At 42.7% G+C, this 18,578-nt stretch carries 23 protein-coding genes; 4 read left to right on the top strand and 19 right to left on the bottom strand.

Annotated features, from left to right (window positions below):
• The coding region (locus Q7S57_06000; protein ID MDO8512797.1) for a hypothetical protein at nucleotides 1–637 on the top strand (637 nt) is incomplete at its 5' end.
• 115 nt (nucleotides 638–752) lie between these two features.
• Here Q7S57_06000 and Q7S57_05995 read toward each other — a convergent pair.
• Together Q7S57_05995 and Q7S57_05990 are read right to left on the bottom strand one after the other, a co-directional pair.
• A complete protein-coding gene (locus Q7S57_05995) occupies nucleotides 753–1,871 on the bottom strand; it encodes a glycosyltransferase family 1 protein (GenBank protein MDO8512796.1) in 1,119 nt (372 codons plus the stop codon).
• Nucleotides 1,872–2,059: 188 nt separating this feature from the next.
• Complete coding sequence (locus tag Q7S57_05990; GenBank protein MDO8512795.1) at nucleotides 2,060–3,202, bottom strand: glycosyltransferase family 1 protein; 1,143 nt, start codon at nucleotides 3,200–3,202, stop codon at nucleotides 2,060–2,062.
• A gap of 233 nt (nucleotides 3,203–3,435) precedes the next feature.
• On the opposite strand from Q7S57_05990, the gene Q7S57_05985 reads away from it, so the two are divergent.
• Both Q7S57_05985 and lexA read left to right on the top strand, forming a co-directional pair.
• Nucleotides 3,436–3,852: a hypothetical protein gene (locus tag Q7S57_05985; GenBank protein ID MDO8512794.1), complete on the top strand. Its 417-nt coding sequence runs from the start codon at nucleotides 3,436–3,438 to the stop codon at nucleotides 3,850–3,852.
• Nucleotides 3,853–4,029: 177 nt separating this feature from the next.
• A complete protein-coding gene (gene lexA, locus Q7S57_05980; protein MDO8512793.1) occupies nucleotides 4,030–4,650 on the top strand; it encodes a transcriptional repressor LexA in 621 nt (206 codons plus the stop codon).
• A gap of 766 nt (nucleotides 4,651–5,416) precedes the next feature.
• On the opposite strand, the gene rpsI is transcribed toward lexA, so the two are convergent.
• The 16 genes from rpsI to Q7S57_05900 form a co-directional block, all read right to left on the bottom strand.
• Nucleotides 5,417–5,833, bottom strand: a complete 417-nt coding sequence (gene rpsI / locus Q7S57_05975; protein MDO8512792.1) for a 30S ribosomal protein S9 — start codon at nucleotides 5,831–5,833, stop codon at nucleotides 5,417–5,419.
• A 1-nt stretch (nucleotide 5,834) separates the two neighbouring features.
• Entirely contained in the window at nucleotides 5,835–6,275 is a 441-nt protein-coding gene (gene rplM, locus Q7S57_05970) for a 50S ribosomal protein L13 (protein ID MDO8512791.1), read from the bottom strand.
• Nucleotides 6,276–6,571: 296 nt separating this feature from the next.
• The gene (gene rplQ / locus Q7S57_05965; GenBank protein MDO8512790.1) at nucleotides 6,572–6,922 is read right to left on the bottom strand and encodes a 50S ribosomal protein L17; all 351 of its coding nucleotides are present in this window, start codon (nucleotides 6,920–6,922) and stop codon (nucleotides 6,572–6,574) included.
• On the bottom strand, nucleotides 6,922–7,935 hold the full coding sequence (locus Q7S57_05960) for a DNA-directed RNA polymerase subunit alpha (GenBank protein MDO8512789.1): 1,014 nt from the start codon (nucleotides 7,933–7,935) through the stop codon (nucleotides 6,922–6,924). Before Q7S57_05960 ends, rplQ begins: the two co-directional genes overlap by 1 nt.
• Nucleotides 7,936–8,103: 168 nt before the next feature.
• Nucleotides 8,104–8,772 carry a 30S ribosomal protein S4 gene (rpsD, locus tag Q7S57_05955; protein ID MDO8512788.1) on the bottom strand — a complete coding sequence of 223 codons (669 nt, stop codon included), beginning with the start codon at nucleotides 8,770–8,772 and terminating at the stop codon, nucleotides 8,104–8,106.
• A gap of 10 nt (nucleotides 8,773–8,782) precedes the next feature.
• On the bottom strand, nucleotides 8,783–9,205 hold the full coding sequence (gene rpsK, locus Q7S57_05950) for a 30S ribosomal protein S11 (protein ID MDO8512787.1): 423 nt from the start codon (nucleotides 9,203–9,205) through the stop codon (nucleotides 8,783–8,785).
• Nucleotides 9,206–9,361: 156 nt separating this feature from the next.
• Nucleotides 9,362–9,754, bottom strand: coding sequence for a 30S ribosomal protein S13 (gene rpsM / locus Q7S57_05945; GenBank protein ID MDO8512786.1), 393 nt, complete (start codon nucleotides 9,752–9,754; stop codon nucleotides 9,362–9,364).
• Nucleotides 9,755–9,766: 12 nt separating this feature from the next.
• On the bottom strand, nucleotides 9,767–10,009 hold the full coding sequence (locus tag Q7S57_05940) for a hypothetical protein (protein MDO8512785.1): 243 nt from the start codon (nucleotides 10,007–10,009) through the stop codon (nucleotides 9,767–9,769).
• A 40-nt stretch (nucleotides 10,010–10,049) separates the two neighbouring features.
• Entirely contained in the window at nucleotides 10,050–10,166 is a 117-nt protein-coding gene (rpmJ, locus tag Q7S57_05935; protein ID MDO8512784.1) for a 50S ribosomal protein L36, read from the bottom strand.
• Between the two features lie 184 nt (nucleotides 10,167–10,350).
• Nucleotides 10,351–10,572, bottom strand: coding sequence for a translation initiation factor IF-1 (gene infA / locus Q7S57_05930; GenBank protein MDO8512783.1), 222 nt, complete (start codon nucleotides 10,570–10,572; stop codon nucleotides 10,351–10,353).
• A gap of 196 nt (nucleotides 10,573–10,768) precedes the next feature.
• Complete coding sequence (locus Q7S57_05925) at nucleotides 10,769–11,317, bottom strand: hypothetical protein (protein ID MDO8512782.1); 549 nt, start codon at nucleotides 11,315–11,317, stop codon at nucleotides 10,769–10,771.
• Nucleotides 11,318–11,400: 83 nt separating this feature from the next.
• On the bottom strand, nucleotides 11,401–11,589 hold the full coding sequence (locus tag Q7S57_05920; protein MDO8512781.1) for a hypothetical protein: 189 nt from the start codon (nucleotides 11,587–11,589) through the stop codon (nucleotides 11,401–11,403).
• Nucleotides 11,586–11,993, bottom strand: a complete 408-nt coding sequence (locus tag Q7S57_05915; GenBank protein MDO8512780.1) for a response regulator — start codon at nucleotides 11,991–11,993, stop codon at nucleotides 11,586–11,588. Before Q7S57_05915 ends, Q7S57_05920 begins: the two co-directional genes overlap by 4 nt.
• A gap of 27 nt (nucleotides 11,994–12,020) precedes the next feature.
• Nucleotides 12,021–13,610 carry a cache domain-containing protein gene (locus Q7S57_05910; protein MDO8512779.1) on the bottom strand — a complete coding sequence of 530 codons (1,590 nt, stop codon included), beginning with the start codon at nucleotides 13,608–13,610 and terminating at the stop codon, nucleotides 12,021–12,023.
• Between the two features lie 129 nt (nucleotides 13,611–13,739).
• Nucleotides 13,740–14,111, bottom strand: coding sequence for a four helix bundle protein (locus tag Q7S57_05905; GenBank protein ID MDO8512778.1), 372 nt, complete (start codon nucleotides 14,109–14,111; stop codon nucleotides 13,740–13,742).
• An 86-nt stretch (nucleotides 14,112–14,197) separates the two neighbouring features.
• Entirely contained in the window at nucleotides 14,198–16,495 is a 2,298-nt protein-coding gene (locus Q7S57_05900; GenBank protein ID MDO8512777.1) for a hypothetical protein, read from the bottom strand.
• Nucleotides 16,496–16,572: 77 nt separating this feature from the next.
• Here Q7S57_05900 and Q7S57_05895 point away from each other — a divergent pair, with 77 nt between their 5' ends.
• Complete coding sequence (locus Q7S57_05895; GenBank protein MDO8512776.1) at nucleotides 16,573–17,577, top strand: four helix bundle protein; 1,005 nt, start codon at nucleotides 16,573–16,575, stop codon at nucleotides 17,575–17,577.
• Nucleotides 17,578–18,009: 432 nt separating this feature from the next.
• Here the strand turns inward: Q7S57_05895 and Q7S57_05890 are convergent, their stop codons facing one another.
• Nucleotides 18,010–18,507, bottom strand: a complete 498-nt coding sequence (locus tag Q7S57_05890; GenBank protein ID MDO8512775.1) for an NYN domain-containing protein — start codon at nucleotides 18,505–18,507, stop codon at nucleotides 18,010–18,012.
• Between the last annotated feature and the right edge of the window lie 71 nt (nucleotides 18,508–18,578).

Raw genomic sequence — 18,578 nt, 5'->3', positions numbered from 1 at the left:
AAATGGAGAACTAACCGTGTGCCTAAAAATTGGTGTCGTCGTTGTGTTGCTTATTGGAATGACCATTTTGGCAATAGCAATTGCCAATGATTTCAAACCTTTGAACACGTCAGGCAATATTCTGTCTTTGGAGCAAGAAATCAAGAAGATGGAAGATTTAACCGCGTTGGAAGCGGCACAGATGATGGCAACGAAGGCCTCAAAATACATCAACGAAGGCGACGCGACATTCCTGCTTTTCCGCGCGGATTGCGTTCGCGAAAATGTCGAGACCGACAGCCCACACGCGGTGATTCTCGAAGCCATGCAAAGAATTGCCGATCAGTATCGCATGAAATTTTCACTGGCCGTGACACAGAAAAAAATCGGCCAACGGTGTACCGACAACGAGGATTTCAACAGTGGTCGCCGACTGATTACCCACCTGGCCCTTTATGTCGAACTTGAAATGCGAGCACACAATGCCACGTCGCAAAAAAGTATCGACGCGGTACGCACAGACTTCGAAAATCTGAAAAATGGCAAAAAAATTCTCTTCCAAACATTGCGCGACGAGGACGAACGCAAAAATATTGAACCCGTTGAAGAACCAATCAAACCTGCAAACAACCACGGAACCAGCCAAAACCTTCATTGAAGAATCGGTGGCGATACGATAAGCCCCCCCCCCCGCTCACGAGAGCGGGTTTTTTTAATGTTCTTGCAAGAACATTAATCCCCCGTAGCCTTGGCGAAGGGGGATGTTTACCGTATTATTTTTCACTCAAAACACCTTGATAAACCTCCAGCGTCTCTTTCGCGCATTTATCCCAACGAAATTTTTTCACCTGTTCCGTGCCAAGGGAAATTAATTCCACTTGTTTTTGTTTGTCATTTATTAGTTTTGAAATTTTTTCCGCCATATCATCAACGGAATATGGATCAAAATAAACCGCCGCGTCTCCTAAAATTTCCGGTAAGCTCGAAACCGAAGATGCAACAACCGGCCTACCACACGCAAGCGCTTCAAGTGCGGGCAACCCAAAACCTTCATATAAACTCGGCATGATAAAAAGTTCAGCGTTTTGAAAAAGACATAGCAAATCTTCATCTGCAACTTTTCCCGGCAAGACAACGCAATCACCCATCCCCTCACCTTTGATTAACTCAGGCACATCTACATGGTGCGCTTGTCCTTTCCCGGTAATCACCAGTTGTCCGGCAAAACCATTTTCCCTAACTTTTTTAAATGCTTGCAAAAGCCCTGGTAAATTTTTATGTGTCATCCAAACACCAACAAACAACAAATATGATTTAGTAACGCCTAATTTTCTAAGTCTTTCTTGCGCACCAGGACCAGTAATACTTTTTGAAAACATGGCCGTATCGACCCCTTCATGAATCACGGCCGTTTTGTTCGTTGCTTTGGGAAAATATCGCACAAGGTCGATCTGTGTATGTTCAGAAACGGTAATTATTTTAGAACTATTATTAATCGCCGAACGAAAAACAGTTTCGTAAGCCCATTGATGCAAATGTCCTTTATGTTTTTGGGCGGGAAAAAAGAAGCGCGTTAAATCATGAATAGTCACAACAAATGGTTTCCGGTAAAAAATCGGCGCGTTAAAGTGCAAAAAATGCATCAAGTCCAATTTTTCTTGCATTAAGGAGGCCAGAAAAATCGTTTGTTCGCGAACAGAATAATATGACGCGGTTACTGGCACAAATTTAACTCCACGCATCTCACTAAATTCTCGACCAAAAGCATGCGGGGCAAAAACGACGAACTCCATCCCCCTGGGTGCCTGCGTAACCAGATTTTTAAGTAAATTACGCGAATATCGCCCTAGTCCCGCCCAACCCAACGCCCTGGCATCAATACCGATTCTCATAAGCTTAATATACCATTATTGGTATTTTTAGAATCAACATAATAAATCCCAAACCCCAATGACCAATGTCCAACAAAATCCTAATTACCTAAATCCAAAAAAACACGTGTTTTTGGCCATTTTAGATTTAGAGTTTTGTTGGGATTTGGGGTTTGGACATTGAGATTTAAAAACTTAAATAAGAATATTTATTTTGAATTTTCATGTATAGCTTCTTTTAAAACCTCAAGTGTCTCCCTTCCCGCCCGTTCCCAATTGTATTTTTCTAAGACCTCTGTGCTTACTGTTGGCAAAACCTTCTTTTCTTTTTTCAACTCTTCCAAAATCACTACTGCCAGTTCATTCGGGTCATAAGGATTTACCAGCGTCGCCCATTGCCCGGCAATTTCCGGAATCGCCGAATTGTAAGAAGTGATTACCGGCGTTCCACACAACAAGGCTTCGAGTGGGGGAAATCCAAAACCTTCATAAAAACTTGGGTAAACAAAAAGACTCGCGATACTATACAGCGCGGGCTTATCTTCATCTTTCACAAAACCGGTCAAAATAATATCTTTCGCAAATTCACTGGTTTTGATGCGCTGAAAAAAATCTTTCTTTACCCAACCCCGCACACCGGCGATTACCAATTTTTGTTCAACGCCTTTTCGCCTAATTTCTTCATATGCGGATATCAGGCCGTCAATGTTTTTCCGCGGTTCAATGGTACCAAGAAAAAGAATAAACTTTTCAGGCAACGAATATCTCTCCTTCACCTTTTTTGTTTCTTCGGAATGGAAATCAACAGGACGAAAATTTCGATGCACGCCAGAATGAACGACAGCAATTTTTTCGTTTGGAATTTTATAAAGTTCTTCCAAATCATTAGCGGTAGTTTTGGAAACAGCGATAATTTTTTTTGCGTTTTTCGCCAGAGATTTTGGTTCCATAAACCAATGCCAAACACGTCGCTTCCATGAAAAATATTCCGGATGACGCACAAAAGAGAGATCGTGAAAAGTAACGACGATCGGGCATTTTACCGAACAAGGCGCAAGCCGTACACTGGGCACAAACAAAACATCAACCCCACCAATTAATTGATCGATTTTCGGCCAACGAAAAATTTTCAATGCTGTGTTAAATATCTTGTTTGGATACGAAAAAGTGCGCCACTCGACATTCGGTGCTTCGATTTTTGGTAGCAACATCGGTTTACGGGAATTGGCAAACAAAACAAAGGTGTCGGTCTGGTTTTGTTTTAACATGGAATTTAAAAGGCTCAACGTGTATTCTTCCACACCCGTCCTGCCACCATCCATTAAACAACGAATATCAACGCCGATACGCATGGCGAGAATTATTAACAAAACCCCTCCACACCTTTAGACCATCAGGACAACACCGCCGATGCGTGTGCAACCCTTGAATAAGGGGAGGAATCGACGCGTCATTCCCTCCCTTTTTCAAGGGAGGGCGGGGGTGGGTTTGACAATTTATCATCTCAGTCATACTATATTCTTTCTCCACAAAGGAGAAGTTGCGTGTTCTATTTTTTAACAATCGAAACAAAAAGGAGCTTTTCGTGAGCACAGAGCACTTGAGTCAAGAAGGTACGAAGAAGTGTGATCCCTTTGATAGTCTTGTTGAGGAAGTTAAGAAATACTTTCCGATCGTCTACGTGAGTTATTTTTGGGGGCACATAGCATCGGAACCGTTTCCATGGATCATTTTCAGGGTTACCCCAGAAGACATAATTGGTGGGAACGTGAAGTGGGTGAAAAGACTGATTTACGTTTGGAATCGAGAAAAAAGCATCCACTGGCAATTCATTCCAGACGAAAGTCAACACGACCCATGCTACACACTCTTACCAAAAGACAAGAACATGCCAAAATCACAGGAAAGGCTTGTCGAACTGCGCAAGGCCGCCGGAGACCTCGCACATTTCATTGAAGCCTGGGCGGCGGGAAACAATAAGAAGTCAAAAAAACGGCAATAGCACATTTCAGGCACCCCAAGGGCGCCTTTTTTATAGTAGTTTAATTTAAGGAGTATCCTCAAAGTCCTGTCGACCTGTACCCCGCCCATCTGGGCGAGGCTCGCCTTGCTGGGCGACCTGATACCTGTCCCCTTTAAAAATTTGCATTCGTTTTCCGTTCGTCTTATACTTATCCACATGACCAAACCAATGTCCAATAAGCATCTATCAAAAAAGCAGTCAGAAGTACTTAATTTCATTAAGGAGTTTTTAGCCACCCATTCCTACGCCCCGTCTTATCGCGAAATCGCCCAGGGACTAGGCCTTTCCTCCCCCGCCACGGTTTTCGAGCATTGCCAAATTCTAACCAAAAAAGGCTATATTCAAACCGACGAGGGTGAAGCACGCAGTTTTGAACTCACGCAAAAAATGGGCTGGTTCACTAAAGCCGTTGAATTGCCGTTAATCGGCATGATTGCCGCCGGCAAGCCCATTGAAGCCATTCAACAAAACGAACGCATCGCCGTACCGCTGGAATTACTTCCCAATCTCAATTGTTTTGTTCTACAGGTTAAAGGCGACTCAATGATCGAAGACGGCATCCATGATGGCGACTACGTCGTGGCAGAAAGAAACTTCTACCCCAAAAACGGCGACACGGTTGTTGCGTTGTTGGAAAATGAATATGCCACGTTAAAACGTTATTACCGTGAACCCACTCGCATTCGCCTGCAACCCGCCAACAAAACCATGAAGCCGATCTATGCGAAAAATCCGGTTATACAGGGAATCGTAAAGGCAGTTTTGCGCAAATATTAAAATTAAACAGGGTCGTACTCGGGTCGGACTGCTGTAGCGGTCCGACCCGCATTGGTCGCGTCCGTTTCACCGCCAATCAAGGTCGGACCTTTTCGCAAAGTCCGACCTTGTGCGCTCGGGTTCGACCTTTCACAAAGTCGAACTCTGCGACGCCAAACCGGCCTGATTTAAGCCAAAGAAAGAGCGGGTCTGTGTGAAACACACTGACCCGCTTTTGTATAAGTTGGTTCTGGCTCGTGAGACGTCTTTTTGGGGATTCGGCGTGAAATGGCCACTCCGCCAAAAACGTTCGCCTTCCTCTCACGACTCGGCTAAATTATGCCGAGGTATTTCGCACTGGCCGTTTGCCGGACAAGGCGTCGGCGGAATGTGCGACTAACACCAGAACCTTCCCACCACTCACTTCGTATATAATCAGCTAAATCATTATTACATCTGTTTTACGTCTGTGAGTGGCGGAAACCCAGTATATCAACTTCCATTTTGAGCGAACGCATTCGCTCTTTTTGAATTTACTAGGATTACTGGCTATTCCTGCTTCCAAACCCCTTCCAAACAATTAAATATCACCTTGAAAATGGAAGTTGTATTACTGGGAAACCCCAGCTCTTGGCTGAGTTCGTTTTGTAAGCAGAAAAGTAATAGTACTCCTAATTTCAGAAATTGTCAATAGTATATTATTAAAAATACTATTTTTGGCTTAAACTAGCTATTATTACCAATGAGGGTCGGACCTTTTCGCAAAGTCCGACCCTTACTTCCTGATTTACCGCTTCTGCCACTGTGGCGCTTTACGGGCACGCTTGAGACCCGGCTTTTTACGTTCCTTGTGACGCGGATCGCGGGTCATCATCCCCGTATCGCGCAAAATTTTGCGATAGGTTTCGTCGTGTTTTACCAAAGCACGCGCAACTCCCAATTTCACCGCTCCGGCTTGAGAATGCGGACCGCCACCGTTTACCTTAACAGAAACATCAAACTGACCCCAGTTTCCGGTGATATCAAACGGATCACGCGCCGCTTTTTGCATATCGATGGTCGGGAAATACTTATCCCACGGCAAATTGTTTACTAGAAACACTCCTGAACCATTATGCGTAATACGCACGCGAGCAATCGCGGTTTTACGACGACCGATTCCTTCAATATAGCGACGAGCGACGTCAGATAATGCGATAGGCATGTTAGTTGGATGATGGTTCAAAGGGGGCGGCACCGTGCTTGTGTTCCGTACCCGGATAAAGCTTTAGTCTGGCCATCATTTTTCGACGCAAACGATTATGCGGAATCATGCCGTAAACCGCTTCTTCGAGCGGGACGCGAGAATCTTTTTCCATAACTTCATGAAATTTCTTTTCCGTCAGTCCACCCGGATACCAACTGTGCCAGCGATAAATCTTCTTGGTTTCCTTATTGCCGGTAACTTTGATTTTATCGGTATTGATTACAACCACCACGTCACCGGTATCTTTGTACGGGACATAAGTTGGTTGATATTTACCGCGCAAATGATCGGCAATTTCCGTCGCGAGACGACCCAAAATCTTCCCGTCGGCATCATAAAGACGCCATTTACGGTCAGTGTATTCTTCCTTTTTCTTTGCTTCTTTAAGTTCTTTAGTCATTTGATTGAATTTTACCCAGTATATCAACTTCCAATTTGAACAAACTTTGTTTGTTCAAAAACGGAATTTGTTAAGATTGAAATTTTTTGCTTAATCATTTTTTTCATACAAGATATAATAATCATTTCATTAAAATTGGAAGTTGTATTACTGGGCATACCCAGTATATCAACCGCCAATGTAAGCGTTGAAACGCTTACAAATTACGGAGATAAAGGTTAAAGATTTCATATAATTAGTCAAGGAAATATAGGTCAAATAATGGATTTTTGCAAGTTGGCGGTTGTATTACTGGGTTAGACAAACTCTAATTGAACGAGTGGCGCCGCGTCTCCAGCTCGACGCTTGGCCAGCTTGGTAACACGCGTATAGCCACCCGGACGTTTAACATACTCTTTTGCTTTCGCAAGCACCAGCTCGGCCGCATCCACATTACCCAATGCCGCGATAATGTAGCGACGAGCGGATAAATCCGCCGGTTTACCTTTCGTAATAAGCGGTTCAACAAAACGTCGAACAAAAGTGGCGCGAGTAGCGGTTGTTTGAATATGGCCCGCCTTGAACAAGGAAATAGCCATTTTACGCTGAAGCGCTTTACGTTCAGCGGGCGTACGGGAAAGAGTGATTTTTTTACTTCGGTGGCGCATTATTCTTCGCTTTTCTCCTCCTTTAGAACTAAATTCAAATCTTTGAGGGTTTCTTCAATTTCCTGTACCGCTTTTTCACCCATACCTTCAAAATCAAGCAATTGCGTGCGGTTCTTTTGGACCAATCCGGCGACGGTTCTTACGCCTTCTTTTTCCAAGATGTTTTGAATGCGGGTGCTGACGGCGAAACGTTGAATTGGGAGCGACTTGGCTTCCATGTCTTTGTCTTCGTCCGACAATTCCTTAACAGCTTCGGTGGCAACCGGAATTGGCGTCAAAGCTTCTTCCACAATCGGCGCAACGGCGCGAACAACCGTAAGACGTTCTTTCAAATCGGAAACCAATTCCTTGAAATGATCTTCCAAAATTGAAGCGGCTTGACTCAATGCTTCGCGTGGGCTGATTGTACCGTCCGTGCGAATAGTCATTATTAATTTGTGAAATTCTGTTTCTTTGCCGACACGCACGTTTTCAACATTGAAGCTGACGCGTTCGACCGGAGTATAGATGGCGTCGACGGCAATTTCACCCAAATCACGCCCTTCTTCTTCGCGTGTTTCAACCGGGACATAACCACGACCGTTTTTAGCGGTAACGCGTAAGATTAATTCAGCCTTAGGGTCGGTAAGATGAGCAATGACCATATCTTTGTTAATAATTTCCACTTCCGCGTTCTTTTCAAAATCTTTCGCCTTAACAATCTTTTCACCTTTTACTTTCATGGTCAGTTCTACCGGATTTTCGCTGTGCACCTTAAGACGCAACTGCTTAAGGTTGAGCAAAATAGAGACAACGTCTTCTTTTACTCCTGTTACAGTTGAAAATTCGTGATCAACACCTTCGATACGAACAGCTGTAACAGCTGCTCCCGGAAGTGACGACAAAAGCACGCGACGAAGAGCGTTGCCCAAGGTTGGTCCGTATCCTGGAAAATAAGGACTAATTTCGAACGTCGCTTCGTTTCCCTCTTCGGCGAGCAGGGAGACGGAATTTGGAACTGGTATTTTTTCCATAGTATTAGTTAATTAATAAGATTACCGTGAGTACCCGGTATATCAACTGCCAATGCAAACGTTTTTGAAACGCTTGCAAAAACCGGTTTTGCTATAAATAAACATAGCATCGAACTAATTATTTGCCTTAAAATAGAGTAAATTATTTTCATAAAATTGGCAGTTGTATTACCGGGAGTAAAATTCTACTATCATCTGCACATCCACCGGCATTTCGTGCGGTTCTAGGCCAGGAGTAGCTGTAACTTTAGCTGTGTAGGTGTCTTCGCGTTCGAGCCAGTTTGGCAAGGTCTTATTTGCCAAGCGATCGGCCAAATCCGTAAATACCGGTTTCGCTTTCTTGGTTTCCTTAATCTTCACGACATCATCTTTGGAAACTTGGAAAGATGGAATGTTTGTGGCGCGACCATTAACACTAAACATGCCGTGACCAACCAACTGACGAGCATGCGCGCGAGACGTACCAAAACCCATACGAAAGACGACATTATCTAAGCGAGATTCCAAGTATTGAATAAGCATTTCACCGGTAACACCTTTTTTACCAACAGCCAAAGCGTAATATTTCTTCAATTGACGTTCACGAATTCCATACGTGGCACGCAATGCTTGCTTTTCGCGTAATTGCTTTCCGAATTCCGAACCACCGCGACTACCACCTTTTCCCCCGCCACTTTTACCACCGGCGGCACCGGGACGAGCGGCAACACCGTGAACACCCGGCGCGTATGGACGACGCACCATCGGACACTTTGGCGATATACATTTATCACCCTTTAAGAAAAGCTTTTCACTGGCTCTTCGGCAACGTGCGCAGACTGAATCAAATGCAGACATATGGGTATCTTTACACTCTCCGCGGACGCGGTGGACGCGTGCCGTTATGTGGAATAGGCGTAATATCTTTAATTGACGTAACAACCAAACCGTGAACACCCAACGCGCGAATCGCGGATTCTCGGGCACTACCGATTCCTTTTACGAAAACAATCGCTTCTTTCATTCCATAAGGTTCCAACCGTTGCATCAAATCACGCGTAATTTCCTGCGCGGCATAAGGCGTCGCTTTTTTCGCGCCGGAATAACCGATACGACCGGCAGAACTCCAAGCCAAAACGTTACCCTTTGCGTCAGTGGCGGAAATAATGGTGTTGTTGTAAGTGGACTGAATATAGACACGGCCACTCAAAACGCGTGTCCGTTGACGCTTACGCGACTTCGTGACCTTCTTTTCGACTTTCTTTTCAGTTGTTTCCTTTTTTTCTGCCATACCCAGTATATCAACTTCCAATTTGAACAAACTTTGTTTGTTCAAAAACGGAATTTGTTAAGGTTGAAACTTTTTGCTTATTCATAGATTTGCTCAATGTGTAATTCATTTGGTAAAAAATTGGAAGTTGTATTACTGGGATTCTGTTAAAAATGGTTAGGTCTTCTCTGCCGCGGCACGACGACCGGAACCGGCTGTCTTTCTTACATTGCCACGCACTGTTCGACTATTGGTCTTTGTGCGTTGTCCTCTCACCGGTAAGCGCTTAATATGACGAATACCGCGATAGCAACCGATGTCTTTTAAACGACGAATGTGGGTACTAACATCACGACGAAGATCGCCCTCAACACGATATTTGCTTTCAATTTCCTCACGAATCTTGGCAGATTCCGATTCTTTCAAGTCTTTTGTGTGGACTTCTCCCGCCACGCCGATTTTTTCCAAAATTTCACGACTAGACTGACGACCAATACCATAAATATAGGTGAGCGCGATTTCAATGCGCTTGTTATCTGGAACGACGATGCCTGCAATACGTAATGCCATAGGGGTAACTCCTTAAATTAAACTGTATCCAGAAATAAATGTTTCTCTTCCAGACATTCCCTTATTCAGTACGCCCAAAATTTTCAATTTCCAATTACCAATTTTCAATGAATTATCAATTCTTAAATTATCAAACATCACGACAACTTCATTTCGTTTTGAAAATTTCCAATTTTGAAAATTATTTGCAAAATTGAAAATTGATAATTGAAAATTAGCAAGCTTCCTAAAACCGTTTAAAGTTGTTTTTGTCATAAATACTTTCATAAAATCGTAGATGTATAACATACTGTCGTTATCCTTGTCTTTGCTTATGTTTAGGGTTTGCCTTGCAAGTAACAAATACGCGTCCACGACGACGTACTGTTTTGCATTGGCCACAACGAGGTTTTACGGATGCTTGAACTTTCATCCCAGTATATCAACTTCCAATTTGAACGAATGCGATTCGTTCAAAACTAGAATTTGTTAGGGTTGAAACTTTTTGCTTATTCATAGATTTGCTCAATGTGTAATTCATTTGATAAGAAATTGGAAGTTGTATTACTGGGTCATTTGGTAATTTAGAGGAATTTATAGGATATTTACTGATTTTATTAATCTTTCAGGCGCTGAACGATTCTCCCGCGATCCAAGTCATACGGACTCATCTCTACAACCACACGATCACCGGGAAGCACTCTGATGTAGTGAACGCGCATCTTTCCTGAAATATGCGCCAGTACCACATGCCCTCCTTCGAGCTCGACACGAAACATTGTGTTCGGCAGATTCTCTTTGACCACTCCGGTCATTAACAACGCGTCTTTTGGACTCACGGTAAATTGTTACAAATAATTAACGAATATTAGCTTTTGCGGGATACGTAGCACCTACGCGTATTTATCATACGTGTAGGAACCAAAAAATTAGCGTTTAGCTACCAAATAGCGTTCCCAAAGTCGTGTAAATCTGTAAAAAAGCCTTGGTGCTATGTTAAAACAGAGCCGAAATCTTGTCAAATACTAATTTATATTACGGCGTCGCCTTAGGTGTCGCACTTGGAGAGACTACCGGACTACCACTAGCCGGAGCACCATTGCCGTTCGCTTGACTTTGCGTTTGCGCGGCTTGTTCCGGTGTTACCGATGACGCGCCAAAAATCTTATCACGCTTTGGGCTGTACAATACCGCCCATTTGGATGTTACGATCAGATGATCGCCATTTTCCGCTTTTTCGTAAAATGGGTTATCTTTCTTCAGTTTCTCCGCGTCCAACACCGTCAAAATAACCGGCTTTGGGTCATCTGGAATTTCGACGTGCACACGCACTTTAGCGAGAATATCCTTCTCCACTTCTTCCATGCGTTTTTGATTTGAACTCGTTAATTCATTAAGTTTTTGAGATGTTTGCTTTAATTGACGCGCTTGCTCTCTGCGACTCTTTTCCGACCAAGCGAATAGAGCCACCAGCACTATCACAATGATGATTACAACGATATTAAACGGTTTTAAACCGCGAGCCTTACTTGCAATTTTAACCTCCGGGTTAAGTGACACACTTGATACTTCTTTGATAGCCATGATATTTTTGATTAATTATTATTGTTAACTCTGCCATTATACAACAAACCCAACGCTTAAAGCAAAAACGAAACACGAAACAACTATTTCCCAACTTCTACGCGGTTTACCCCATTTTTTTCCACAACAGCACTGCCAGTTTGATTCTCAATTGGTTTTTGCATAAGCCAAGCAAATACAACAAGTATTGTCGCAAACACAACTGCGACCAGTCCCAATGAACCAACGCGATAAAACGCGTGGTCTTGCGCTTCCGAAACCCTTTCTCTCATACGTTTACCACGGACTTAGGCGCGTCATAACGGGTATAAGCCTGTAAAATCTCCTTTACCATCTCCACCACCTGCTTTGGATTGTAATCCCCTTTTATGATGTACTTAACTGCGCCGTAAGCGAGTGCCAGTTCCGCGTCTTTCTGCTCCGAAAGATTAGTTAACATTATAACCGGAATATTTTTTGTTCTAGGGTCTGCTTTTAACTTTTCAAGAGTTTCAAAGCCATTCATTACCGGCATCATTACATCCAGCAAAATTACCGTAGGAAGATTTACCGCAATTTTTTCCAACCCCTCTTTTCCATTGTGTGCCACATCAACATCATGCCTTTCAAATAAAAAAGCTTGTTCATACATTCTAGATAATATCGGGTCATCTTCAATAATTGTTATGCGCGCCATGTTTGTGTCATTTTTTTAATTGTAATCTTATCGCAGTTGATAAGCAAAATGTCGCGCCAATAAATATGCCGGCAAAAGTGAAAAAACAATAAGAAGCGCGGTGATCATAAACGTGTAGGATAATGATTGACCCGCCGCGACAAGAATGGAAATTTCCGGTTTCCCAACAAAAACCATACCGATCACGACGTTATCTGCGTCGCGAAGTGGCGCAAAAGACGCCAGATATGGACTATTTACCATTCGTTTAGACATAACAACCAACTCTCCCTGTTTTAGCACTTTTTCCGTTATTTTTTTATTGGTTTCTTTGATACCCACCCAACGTGATTTTCCATCCGTGGAAAGAATCGTCGAGGCAGACAATACATTGTCGCCATAAATTGCCGTTTCCAGACCTGTCGCCTGTTTGATTCCATCAACAAACGCATTGTCAATTAACATACTTGCCATAACTACCCCGGTAATCTTATTTCCATCTAAAACAGGCTCAACAGCACGCACAAACACCATTGGCGCGACAGGCCCATTCACAACCGTCAAAGACCTTCTTCCTTGGCCCGCAAGGCCTCTCTTCACCAGTCCGTTGTCCGAAAAAGAATCACCGACATTTTGATTATTCTCTCCCCGGGCAAGCACTTTTCCGTTGGGATCCAAAACAAGTAGCGAGTTAATTTTCCAATTTATTACACCTTTTTCCGCGATTGATGCCAACACGGGTCTGTCATTGCTTTTCAAAGCACTTATTAATTGATTGTTTTCCGCGATAGTTTTTGCGTATGCCGATAATTCCGCCTTCTTGCTATCCAAAGCCAAATTCATTATTTTGTTGTCCGACGCCAACTGATTTAGTGTTGCTGTTTGCATATTTGCCAAGAGCAGGCCGGTAAACAAGGTAACCGTCACAATAAAAACAACTAACGAAACACTCGTAAACACCAGAAAGAACTGTGTTTTTACACGCGTAAGAAGATATTGCCAAACCCAGCAACCCAAGACATATATACCGGTCGCGACAAAAATGTTTTCAATGAACCAAAAAAATCCAAACGGAGCAACAAAAAAGTTCAATCTTGAATTGCTACTGTTTTGAAATAAGACCGCTAAACCAAAAAGATGAGAAATACTTAACAAGAAATAACCGATCGCTGCTGTTCGCATGTGACGTTCCAAACCAAGGGTGGCACGACGCAAATACATAAACGCGACACTAACCGCCCCAAGCGGAAAAAGAAAATAAAGAAACGAAAAAGGAATACTGGAAGCAACAACCCCCGCCGAAAAACCACTTGTCGGAACATTCGGATGTGTTGGCAACGGGTCTAAAATCATACCAACCAACACCAAAAAATACCCCATTATACGCGCGCCAATCAATAACGTAGCAATTACACCGGAATTATTTAATCCTGCCGGTAACAAAATGGCTTCAATTTGACTCGCCTCCAGCACAAAAGATACAGCGAGTAAAAGAAATCCAATCAATCTAAAAAAATCTCTTCTTAATGGAGTGTGGCGCCAAGCATCCCAATACAACCAAAAAATCGCGAAGAAAACTAATGCCGCGAAAAAATTTATGGCAAAATGGATATTTTCAAGAAAGAATTGGGACCACATAAGGAAGGATTGGTGATTTATTTCAAAATATTTATGTTAATTATTGCCTTAATAGTACACTTTATGGTAAATAATTGCTATAATAATTTTCAATTATCAATGACCAATTATCAATTAATGGTCAATTTTTTAATTATCAATTACTTTTGCCTTACTGCTTCTAATTATCTTGGAAAAGATCAGCAAAAGTTCTTGCGCTTCTTTCCAAAGGATTCTAATTTCTTCTTTTCTTTCCTTGTTGGCTCTGGCAAGAAGTCTTAACCAGTGTCTCGTCTCTTTTGTTTCTTTTTTGGCAATACCGATTTTATGAATGAAATCTTTTTTGCTCTCCGCTTCGGTTGCTTCACAGTAATTTGCTCCGATTGAACCGCTTGAGCCTACTAACTGATTGATAATTCTGCTATTAACCGCATCACAATTGATTGACCTTACTAAATCAATAATCTTCTCGGCAAAAACGACTGTTCGCTCTTCTAAATCAAATTCCTGCGGTTGGGCCATAATTGATAATTAATTGAAAATTGGTCATTGATAATTGCTTGCCGGCCGAAACCTTGGTGAAGGCTGGAAAATTAGCAACTTGGTTTTTACAAACCAAGTTGGGTTATCTCCTTCCGTATCTCCTCCCTCGTCATCACCCCCGCCTTCACTCCCATCACAATTCCGTTTCGATCAATAAAATAAGTAGTCGGCAGTGCATGGATATCAAACGGAACCACCGATTCGCCATTTGGATCAACATAAGTTTTTAACTGATAATTTCCCCTGCTCTTATAGAGGACAGCCTCTGTTAGTGTCGTCTGAATAAATACGCCGGCAGTTGCTATTTTATCTTGAGAAATATTTGATAAATTTGCCATTTGCTCCACCGTGTCGGGAACCCAGTCGGCAACAAACGTAAGAATCATCGGCTTACCTTTTAGATCAGATGAAAACACTACTCCATTTTCACTGGAAAGGCCGACAAATGGCACCTCTTTCCCTACCAAAGCAGACTGGTCCGACGCCTTTCTCTCCGGTAAATTAAACTGGAGAGATATGGCCGTCGGCCATACTTTTGAGAATACGGAACTGAAAAAATTATTGCTTGAAGCTTTAAGTATCGCAGGGAGCGCGCCAATCCCACGGATCTTGAATATTGGTGTTTGACCACGATAGAAATTACCCGCTTTCACCAACAAATAATATTCTCCGTCCGGCAAGACCAGGGGGAATTTTCCTTTTTCGGAAACAACGATGGGATTTTCGAGCCCAAACGGCTCCGCGTCCCACAAAATAAACCTATTACTGCTGGCATCTCGAATAAAAATACTAACGTTAGCTTTAATTAAGGGTTCACCGTTTGAAGCCAACAATTTAGCCTGTTCCAATACCCGAAAATTCAATAAATCTCTTTCCAGAACCCTGCCCGCTCCGTCTTTTGCACGAACCTTAACTACGTAGTCGCCTATTTTTGCGAATGATAGCGTTCCTGACCATAAACCCGTTTCCGTATTTTTTACTAAAGAAAATATTTGCTGATCATTTTTATTTTCTGCGATCAAATCCACAATTTCGGGACCACCAACAGCAGATACCACGACTTTTAAATCCACGCCTTCGCTTGTCTCAAACCAATCATTATTAACCGGCAACAACGATTGCGGGCCAAAACTAACATAGGCCGGACCAATCATGGGCGCCAAACGATCAATTACAAGTTTTGTTTGCGCGGTGCCACTATTTCCACGCAAATCTCTAGCGCGAACGATTATCTTGTAGCTATCATCCGACACGGCAATCGGACTAAATGAGAAATCAACCATCGTTGTTCCCTTTCTGCTATTTACAGGCAACCAATTGCCTCCGCCATCCAAAGAATAGTCTATAACACCAATTCCGCTCTCATCCACAGCTCGTCCAGAAATGACAGGCGCCACTTCAAACGGTTTCGACAAATCAGTGCTAATGGCAACTCGTGGTGAAAGAATATCTTGTGGGACTGTCGGCGTCGGAGTTGGCGTGGGCACCACAATAGGTTTGGGCTTTGGTGTTGGTTTTACTGTCGGAATAGGGGTTGACGTAATTGTCACAACCTCAACGGTTGTTGTTTGTGTTGTTGGTTCTGATGAGGAAGTGGGGGTCGCTGGAGTGGGCGTTGGAGTTACGGTAATTTTTGCCGTCGCAAATGTGTTATCGGAAGTTTGCGCTGTGTTTCCAGCCGAATCCGCGCTTTTTATTCGATAATGATATGTCGTATCGGCCGTAAGGCCCTGAATTGTTACTTCATGAGATTCAACTAAATCCAAAACTTCCTTTTTGTCACCATAACCGGTTGTTTTTCCATAATCCACAACCGATGTTGCCACTTCATTTGTAGTCCAACGAATTATTGCACCGGATGAAGTAATATCGAAAACACTCACATCTGAAATTACGGGTGACACACTATCCATTCCCTGTTCACCAATCGATACGTTAGTATCACCGGTGCAAGAAACAGCCCCCGAACCATCCGTTTGATCGGATATTTGCACACTCCAAACCGCGGGGGCGGTAGAACTTGTGCTTGTTTGCACGTTTATTCCGAGGCCCACATTACTCCCGGCGGACAAGGTCCCGTGAAAAGTAACCTCTGTTGGCGATCCAACGCTCCCCGGCCACCCCGAACCACTACCGGATTGAATTTCATAGTTTTGCGAAGGAGCCGATACTTTAATCCATTTCGCTTCCAGCGCGCCATCATTGTTTGTAACGGAAAAATTAAGCGAACCGGCAATGTTTGTAGCAAGATTTGATGGGCTCACCGAAACCGCGCAGGAACCAATTCCCGCGCGAGCACGATAAGCACCAGCCACCGCGACAAAACAGAGCAAAATCACGAAAGTAACAATTTTCCTGTTCATTTTCTGTTATTATAACACGACATTATAGGACAATAAAGGACATCAAAGGAACGACTGTTTGGGTGTAGAATTACTTTGTGTTATTAAAGGATTTCGTAAAAACTTTTGATTTTAATAAACCCGACTGGGATAATTTGCCCAACGACTGGCCAAAACCAAATACCACCGGTTTAACAAGCGAAGAGGTTGGCAAATTGGCCGGAATTAAAACCTTTTGGCTACTTGCAAAACCAGAAAAACCGGAACAAAAATCTCGAACGTGGACTGATCCGGAGGGTTATAAATTTCTTGTGCAATGGAGCAACACGGTACTTTTGCGCTACTTAATCAGAAAACTTACCGACATCCTGCCCCACCTTTCATACTACAAAACATTCAGTGGCAAGCCAGTCTCGCCACTTAGTCGTCCGCTACCGTCCTCTAGTCATCCTTTAACATCCTCTACCGTTCCTATACCATCCTCTAACAATCCTCTATCATCCCATTCCGTTCCTATACCGTCCTCTATCAATCCTCTATCATCCCATTCCGTTCCTATACCATCCTCTAACAATCCTCTAACATCCTTTACCGGTCCCGCACGTCCGTCCGAACACCGCCGTAAGGCCCAGCTCGACGACGCCGCCCGTAGCGTCGTCCGCAACATTGAGGAAGGCTACAAAAGAGCAACAACTAAAGAATATATCGACTTCATCGGCTACTCTCAAGGAAGTTTAGAGGAAGTAAAAGGCGACATTATTGAACTCGCGCAAGATAAATTCCTAAAAACTCGAGCAGGCTCTTCATTAAGCGATTTACATATTGATCTTGGTCAATTAAATAAAGCACTTAAGGGAAACAAACCGGCAAATTCCAAAAATGAACCCAGCAAATTCGAATATCATCCTCTAGAAATCCTTTATCCTCCTTTAAATAATATCAGCGGGACAGAGTTGACCGTCGAACAATTTATCGAGCTCATCAACAAAACCGATTACCTCCTAAGAAAACTGGTCGAATCACTGGAGCTCAAATTAAACAACGACCACAAATTTTACCAAGTCGAACGCGCGCGGATTAAAGGAAAAATTAAAGGACGATAGAGGATTTTAGAGGACGTTAAAGGATGTTAAAGGAGTCAGCTATCATCTTCTACCGTCCTCTATTATCCTCTATCATCCTCTAACCGTACGGCGCCGATACCGTCCTCTAACATCCTCTACCAATCCTCTAACATCCTCTAACCGTACGGCACCGTCCTCTACCAATCCTCTAACATCCTCTAACATCCTCTAACATCCTGGGGTTATATTTGTCATCTGCTTTTAAGGTATAGCTCTCTTGACATTATCCGTCATTTTGATAAATTTGGCGTGTTATCCATTTATCCAAGGCTCTCACGAGTACAGATAAGCGGATTTCTTTGTTTAGACAGACTGTTTAGACAGACTTGACATAGTTATTTGATTCGCTATAGTAAAGTCATCACGATGAGGGGATTACCAAAGGGCTCGTCCCGAGGGAATGCCCCTTTTTTAGTTGTTTCTTTTTTCTAATTTATTTTTGAACAACTGAATATTAACAATAAAATAACTGAACTTTCTTAAAAGCGAAGAATATGTTCTATTGGGCACGATAATTTTTAGCAATTTGCTTTCCCCTATTAGATATTCCGCCAAACAGTAAAAATCACCGTCTCCGGAAACAATAATTGCTTTATCATAATTTTTATATTCAATCATCGTATGTAAAACCAATTCTGCATCGCAATTGCCTTTAATTTTTATATTTCCATTTTCCCTTATTTCCATCGTCGGTTTAAAAATACAAATATATCCGGCCTTTTGCAGATCTGTATAAAGCGCTTGGTTGCCATAAACATACCCAATGAATAAAAAAGCTTTTTCGGTATTGTATTTGTCTTTCAAAAAAATCCTAAACCTTTTGAAATCTAAATTCCACCCCTGACTTTTCACGCCAAGGTTTAGGTTCTGACTGTCAATAAATGCGTAATTATTTGTTTTGTCGTGCATGTTCGTTTGAAATTTTATGGATTGTTCTTTTGGTATAAATCATTGGATTTTTAGGTTTTTATAATGTTTAA

The organism is bacterium, from assembly GCA_030647555.1.
In the GTDB taxonomy this organism is placed as follows: domain Bacteria; phylum Patescibacteriota; class Andersenbacteria; order UBA10190; family CAIZMI01; genus CAIZMI01.
The sequence above is the reverse complement of the archived record's forward strand: the minus strand, read 5'-3'. Positions and strand labels throughout refer to the sequence as shown.

What these genes read in the sequence shown, in the direction of transcription:
- Q7S57_05915 (MDO8512780.1), bottom strand. Translation starts at nt 11,993, where the DNA reads ATGGCGCGCATAACAATTATTGAAGATGACCCGATATTATCTAGAATG.
- Q7S57_05905 (MDO8512778.1), bottom strand. Translation starts at nt 14,111, where the DNA reads ATGGCCCAACCGCAGGAATTTGATTTAGAAGAGCGAACAGTCGTTTTT.
- rplM (MDO8512791.1), bottom strand. Translation starts at nt 6,275, where the DNA reads ATGACTAAAGAACTTAAAGAAGCAAAGAAAAAGGAAGAATACACTGAC.
- Q7S57_05910 (MDO8512779.1), bottom strand. Translation starts at nt 13,610, where the DNA reads ATGTGGTCCCAATTCTTTCTTGAAAATATCCATTTTGCCATAAATTTT.
- Q7S57_05920 (MDO8512781.1), bottom strand. Translation starts at nt 11,589, where the DNA reads ATGAGAGAAAGGGTTTCGGAAGCGCAAGACCACGCGTTTTATCGCGTT.
- rpsI (MDO8512792.1), bottom strand. Translation starts at nt 5,833, where the DNA reads ATGCCTATCGCATTATCTGACGTCGCTCGTCGCTATATTGAAGGAATC.
- rplQ (MDO8512790.1), bottom strand. Translation starts at nt 6,922, where the DNA reads ATGCGCCACCGAAGTAAAAAAATCACTCTTTCCCGTACGCCCGCTGAA.
- Q7S57_05990 (MDO8512795.1), bottom strand. Translation starts at nt 3,202, where the DNA reads ATGCGTATCGGCGTTGATATTCGTTGTTTAATGGATGGTGGCAGGACG.
- lexA (MDO8512793.1), top strand. Translation starts at nt 4,030, where the DNA reads ATGACCAAACCAATGTCCAATAAGCATCTATCAAAAAAGCAGTCAGAA.
- Q7S57_05940 (MDO8512785.1), bottom strand. Translation starts at nt 10,009, where the DNA reads ATGACAAAAACAACTTTAAACGGTTTTAGGAAGCTTGCTAATTTTCAA.
- Q7S57_05890 (MDO8512775.1), bottom strand. Translation starts at nt 18,507, where the DNA reads ATGCACGACAAAACAAATAATTACGCATTTATTGACAGTCAGAACCTA.
- rpsK (MDO8512787.1), bottom strand. Translation starts at nt 9,205, where the DNA reads ATGGCAGAAAAAAAGGAAACAACTGAAAAGAAAGTCGAAAAGAAGGTC.
- rpsM (MDO8512786.1), bottom strand. Translation starts at nt 9,754, where the DNA reads ATGGCATTACGTATTGCAGGCATCGTCGTTCCAGATAACAAGCGCATT.
- rpsD (MDO8512788.1), bottom strand. Translation starts at nt 8,772, where the DNA reads ATGTCTGCATTTGATTCAGTCTGCGCACGTTGCCGAAGAGCCAGTGAA.
- Q7S57_05960 (MDO8512789.1), bottom strand. Translation starts at nt 7,935, where the DNA reads ATGGAAAAAATACCAGTTCCAAATTCCGTCTCCCTGCTCGCCGAAGAG.
- rpmJ (MDO8512784.1), bottom strand. Translation starts at nt 10,166, where the DNA reads ATGAAAGTTCAAGCATCCGTAAAACCTCGTTGTGGCCAATGCAAAACA.
- Q7S57_05900 (MDO8512777.1), bottom strand. Translation starts at nt 16,495, where the DNA reads ATGAACAGGAAAATTGTTACTTTCGTGATTTTGCTCTGTTTTGTCGCG.
- Q7S57_05995 (MDO8512796.1), bottom strand. Translation starts at nt 1,871, where the DNA reads ATGAGAATCGGTATTGATGCCAGGGCGTTGGGTTGGGCGGGACTAGGG.
- Q7S57_05925 (MDO8512782.1), bottom strand. Translation starts at nt 11,317, where the DNA reads ATGGCTATCAAAGAAGTATCAAGTGTGTCACTTAACCCGGAGGTTAAA.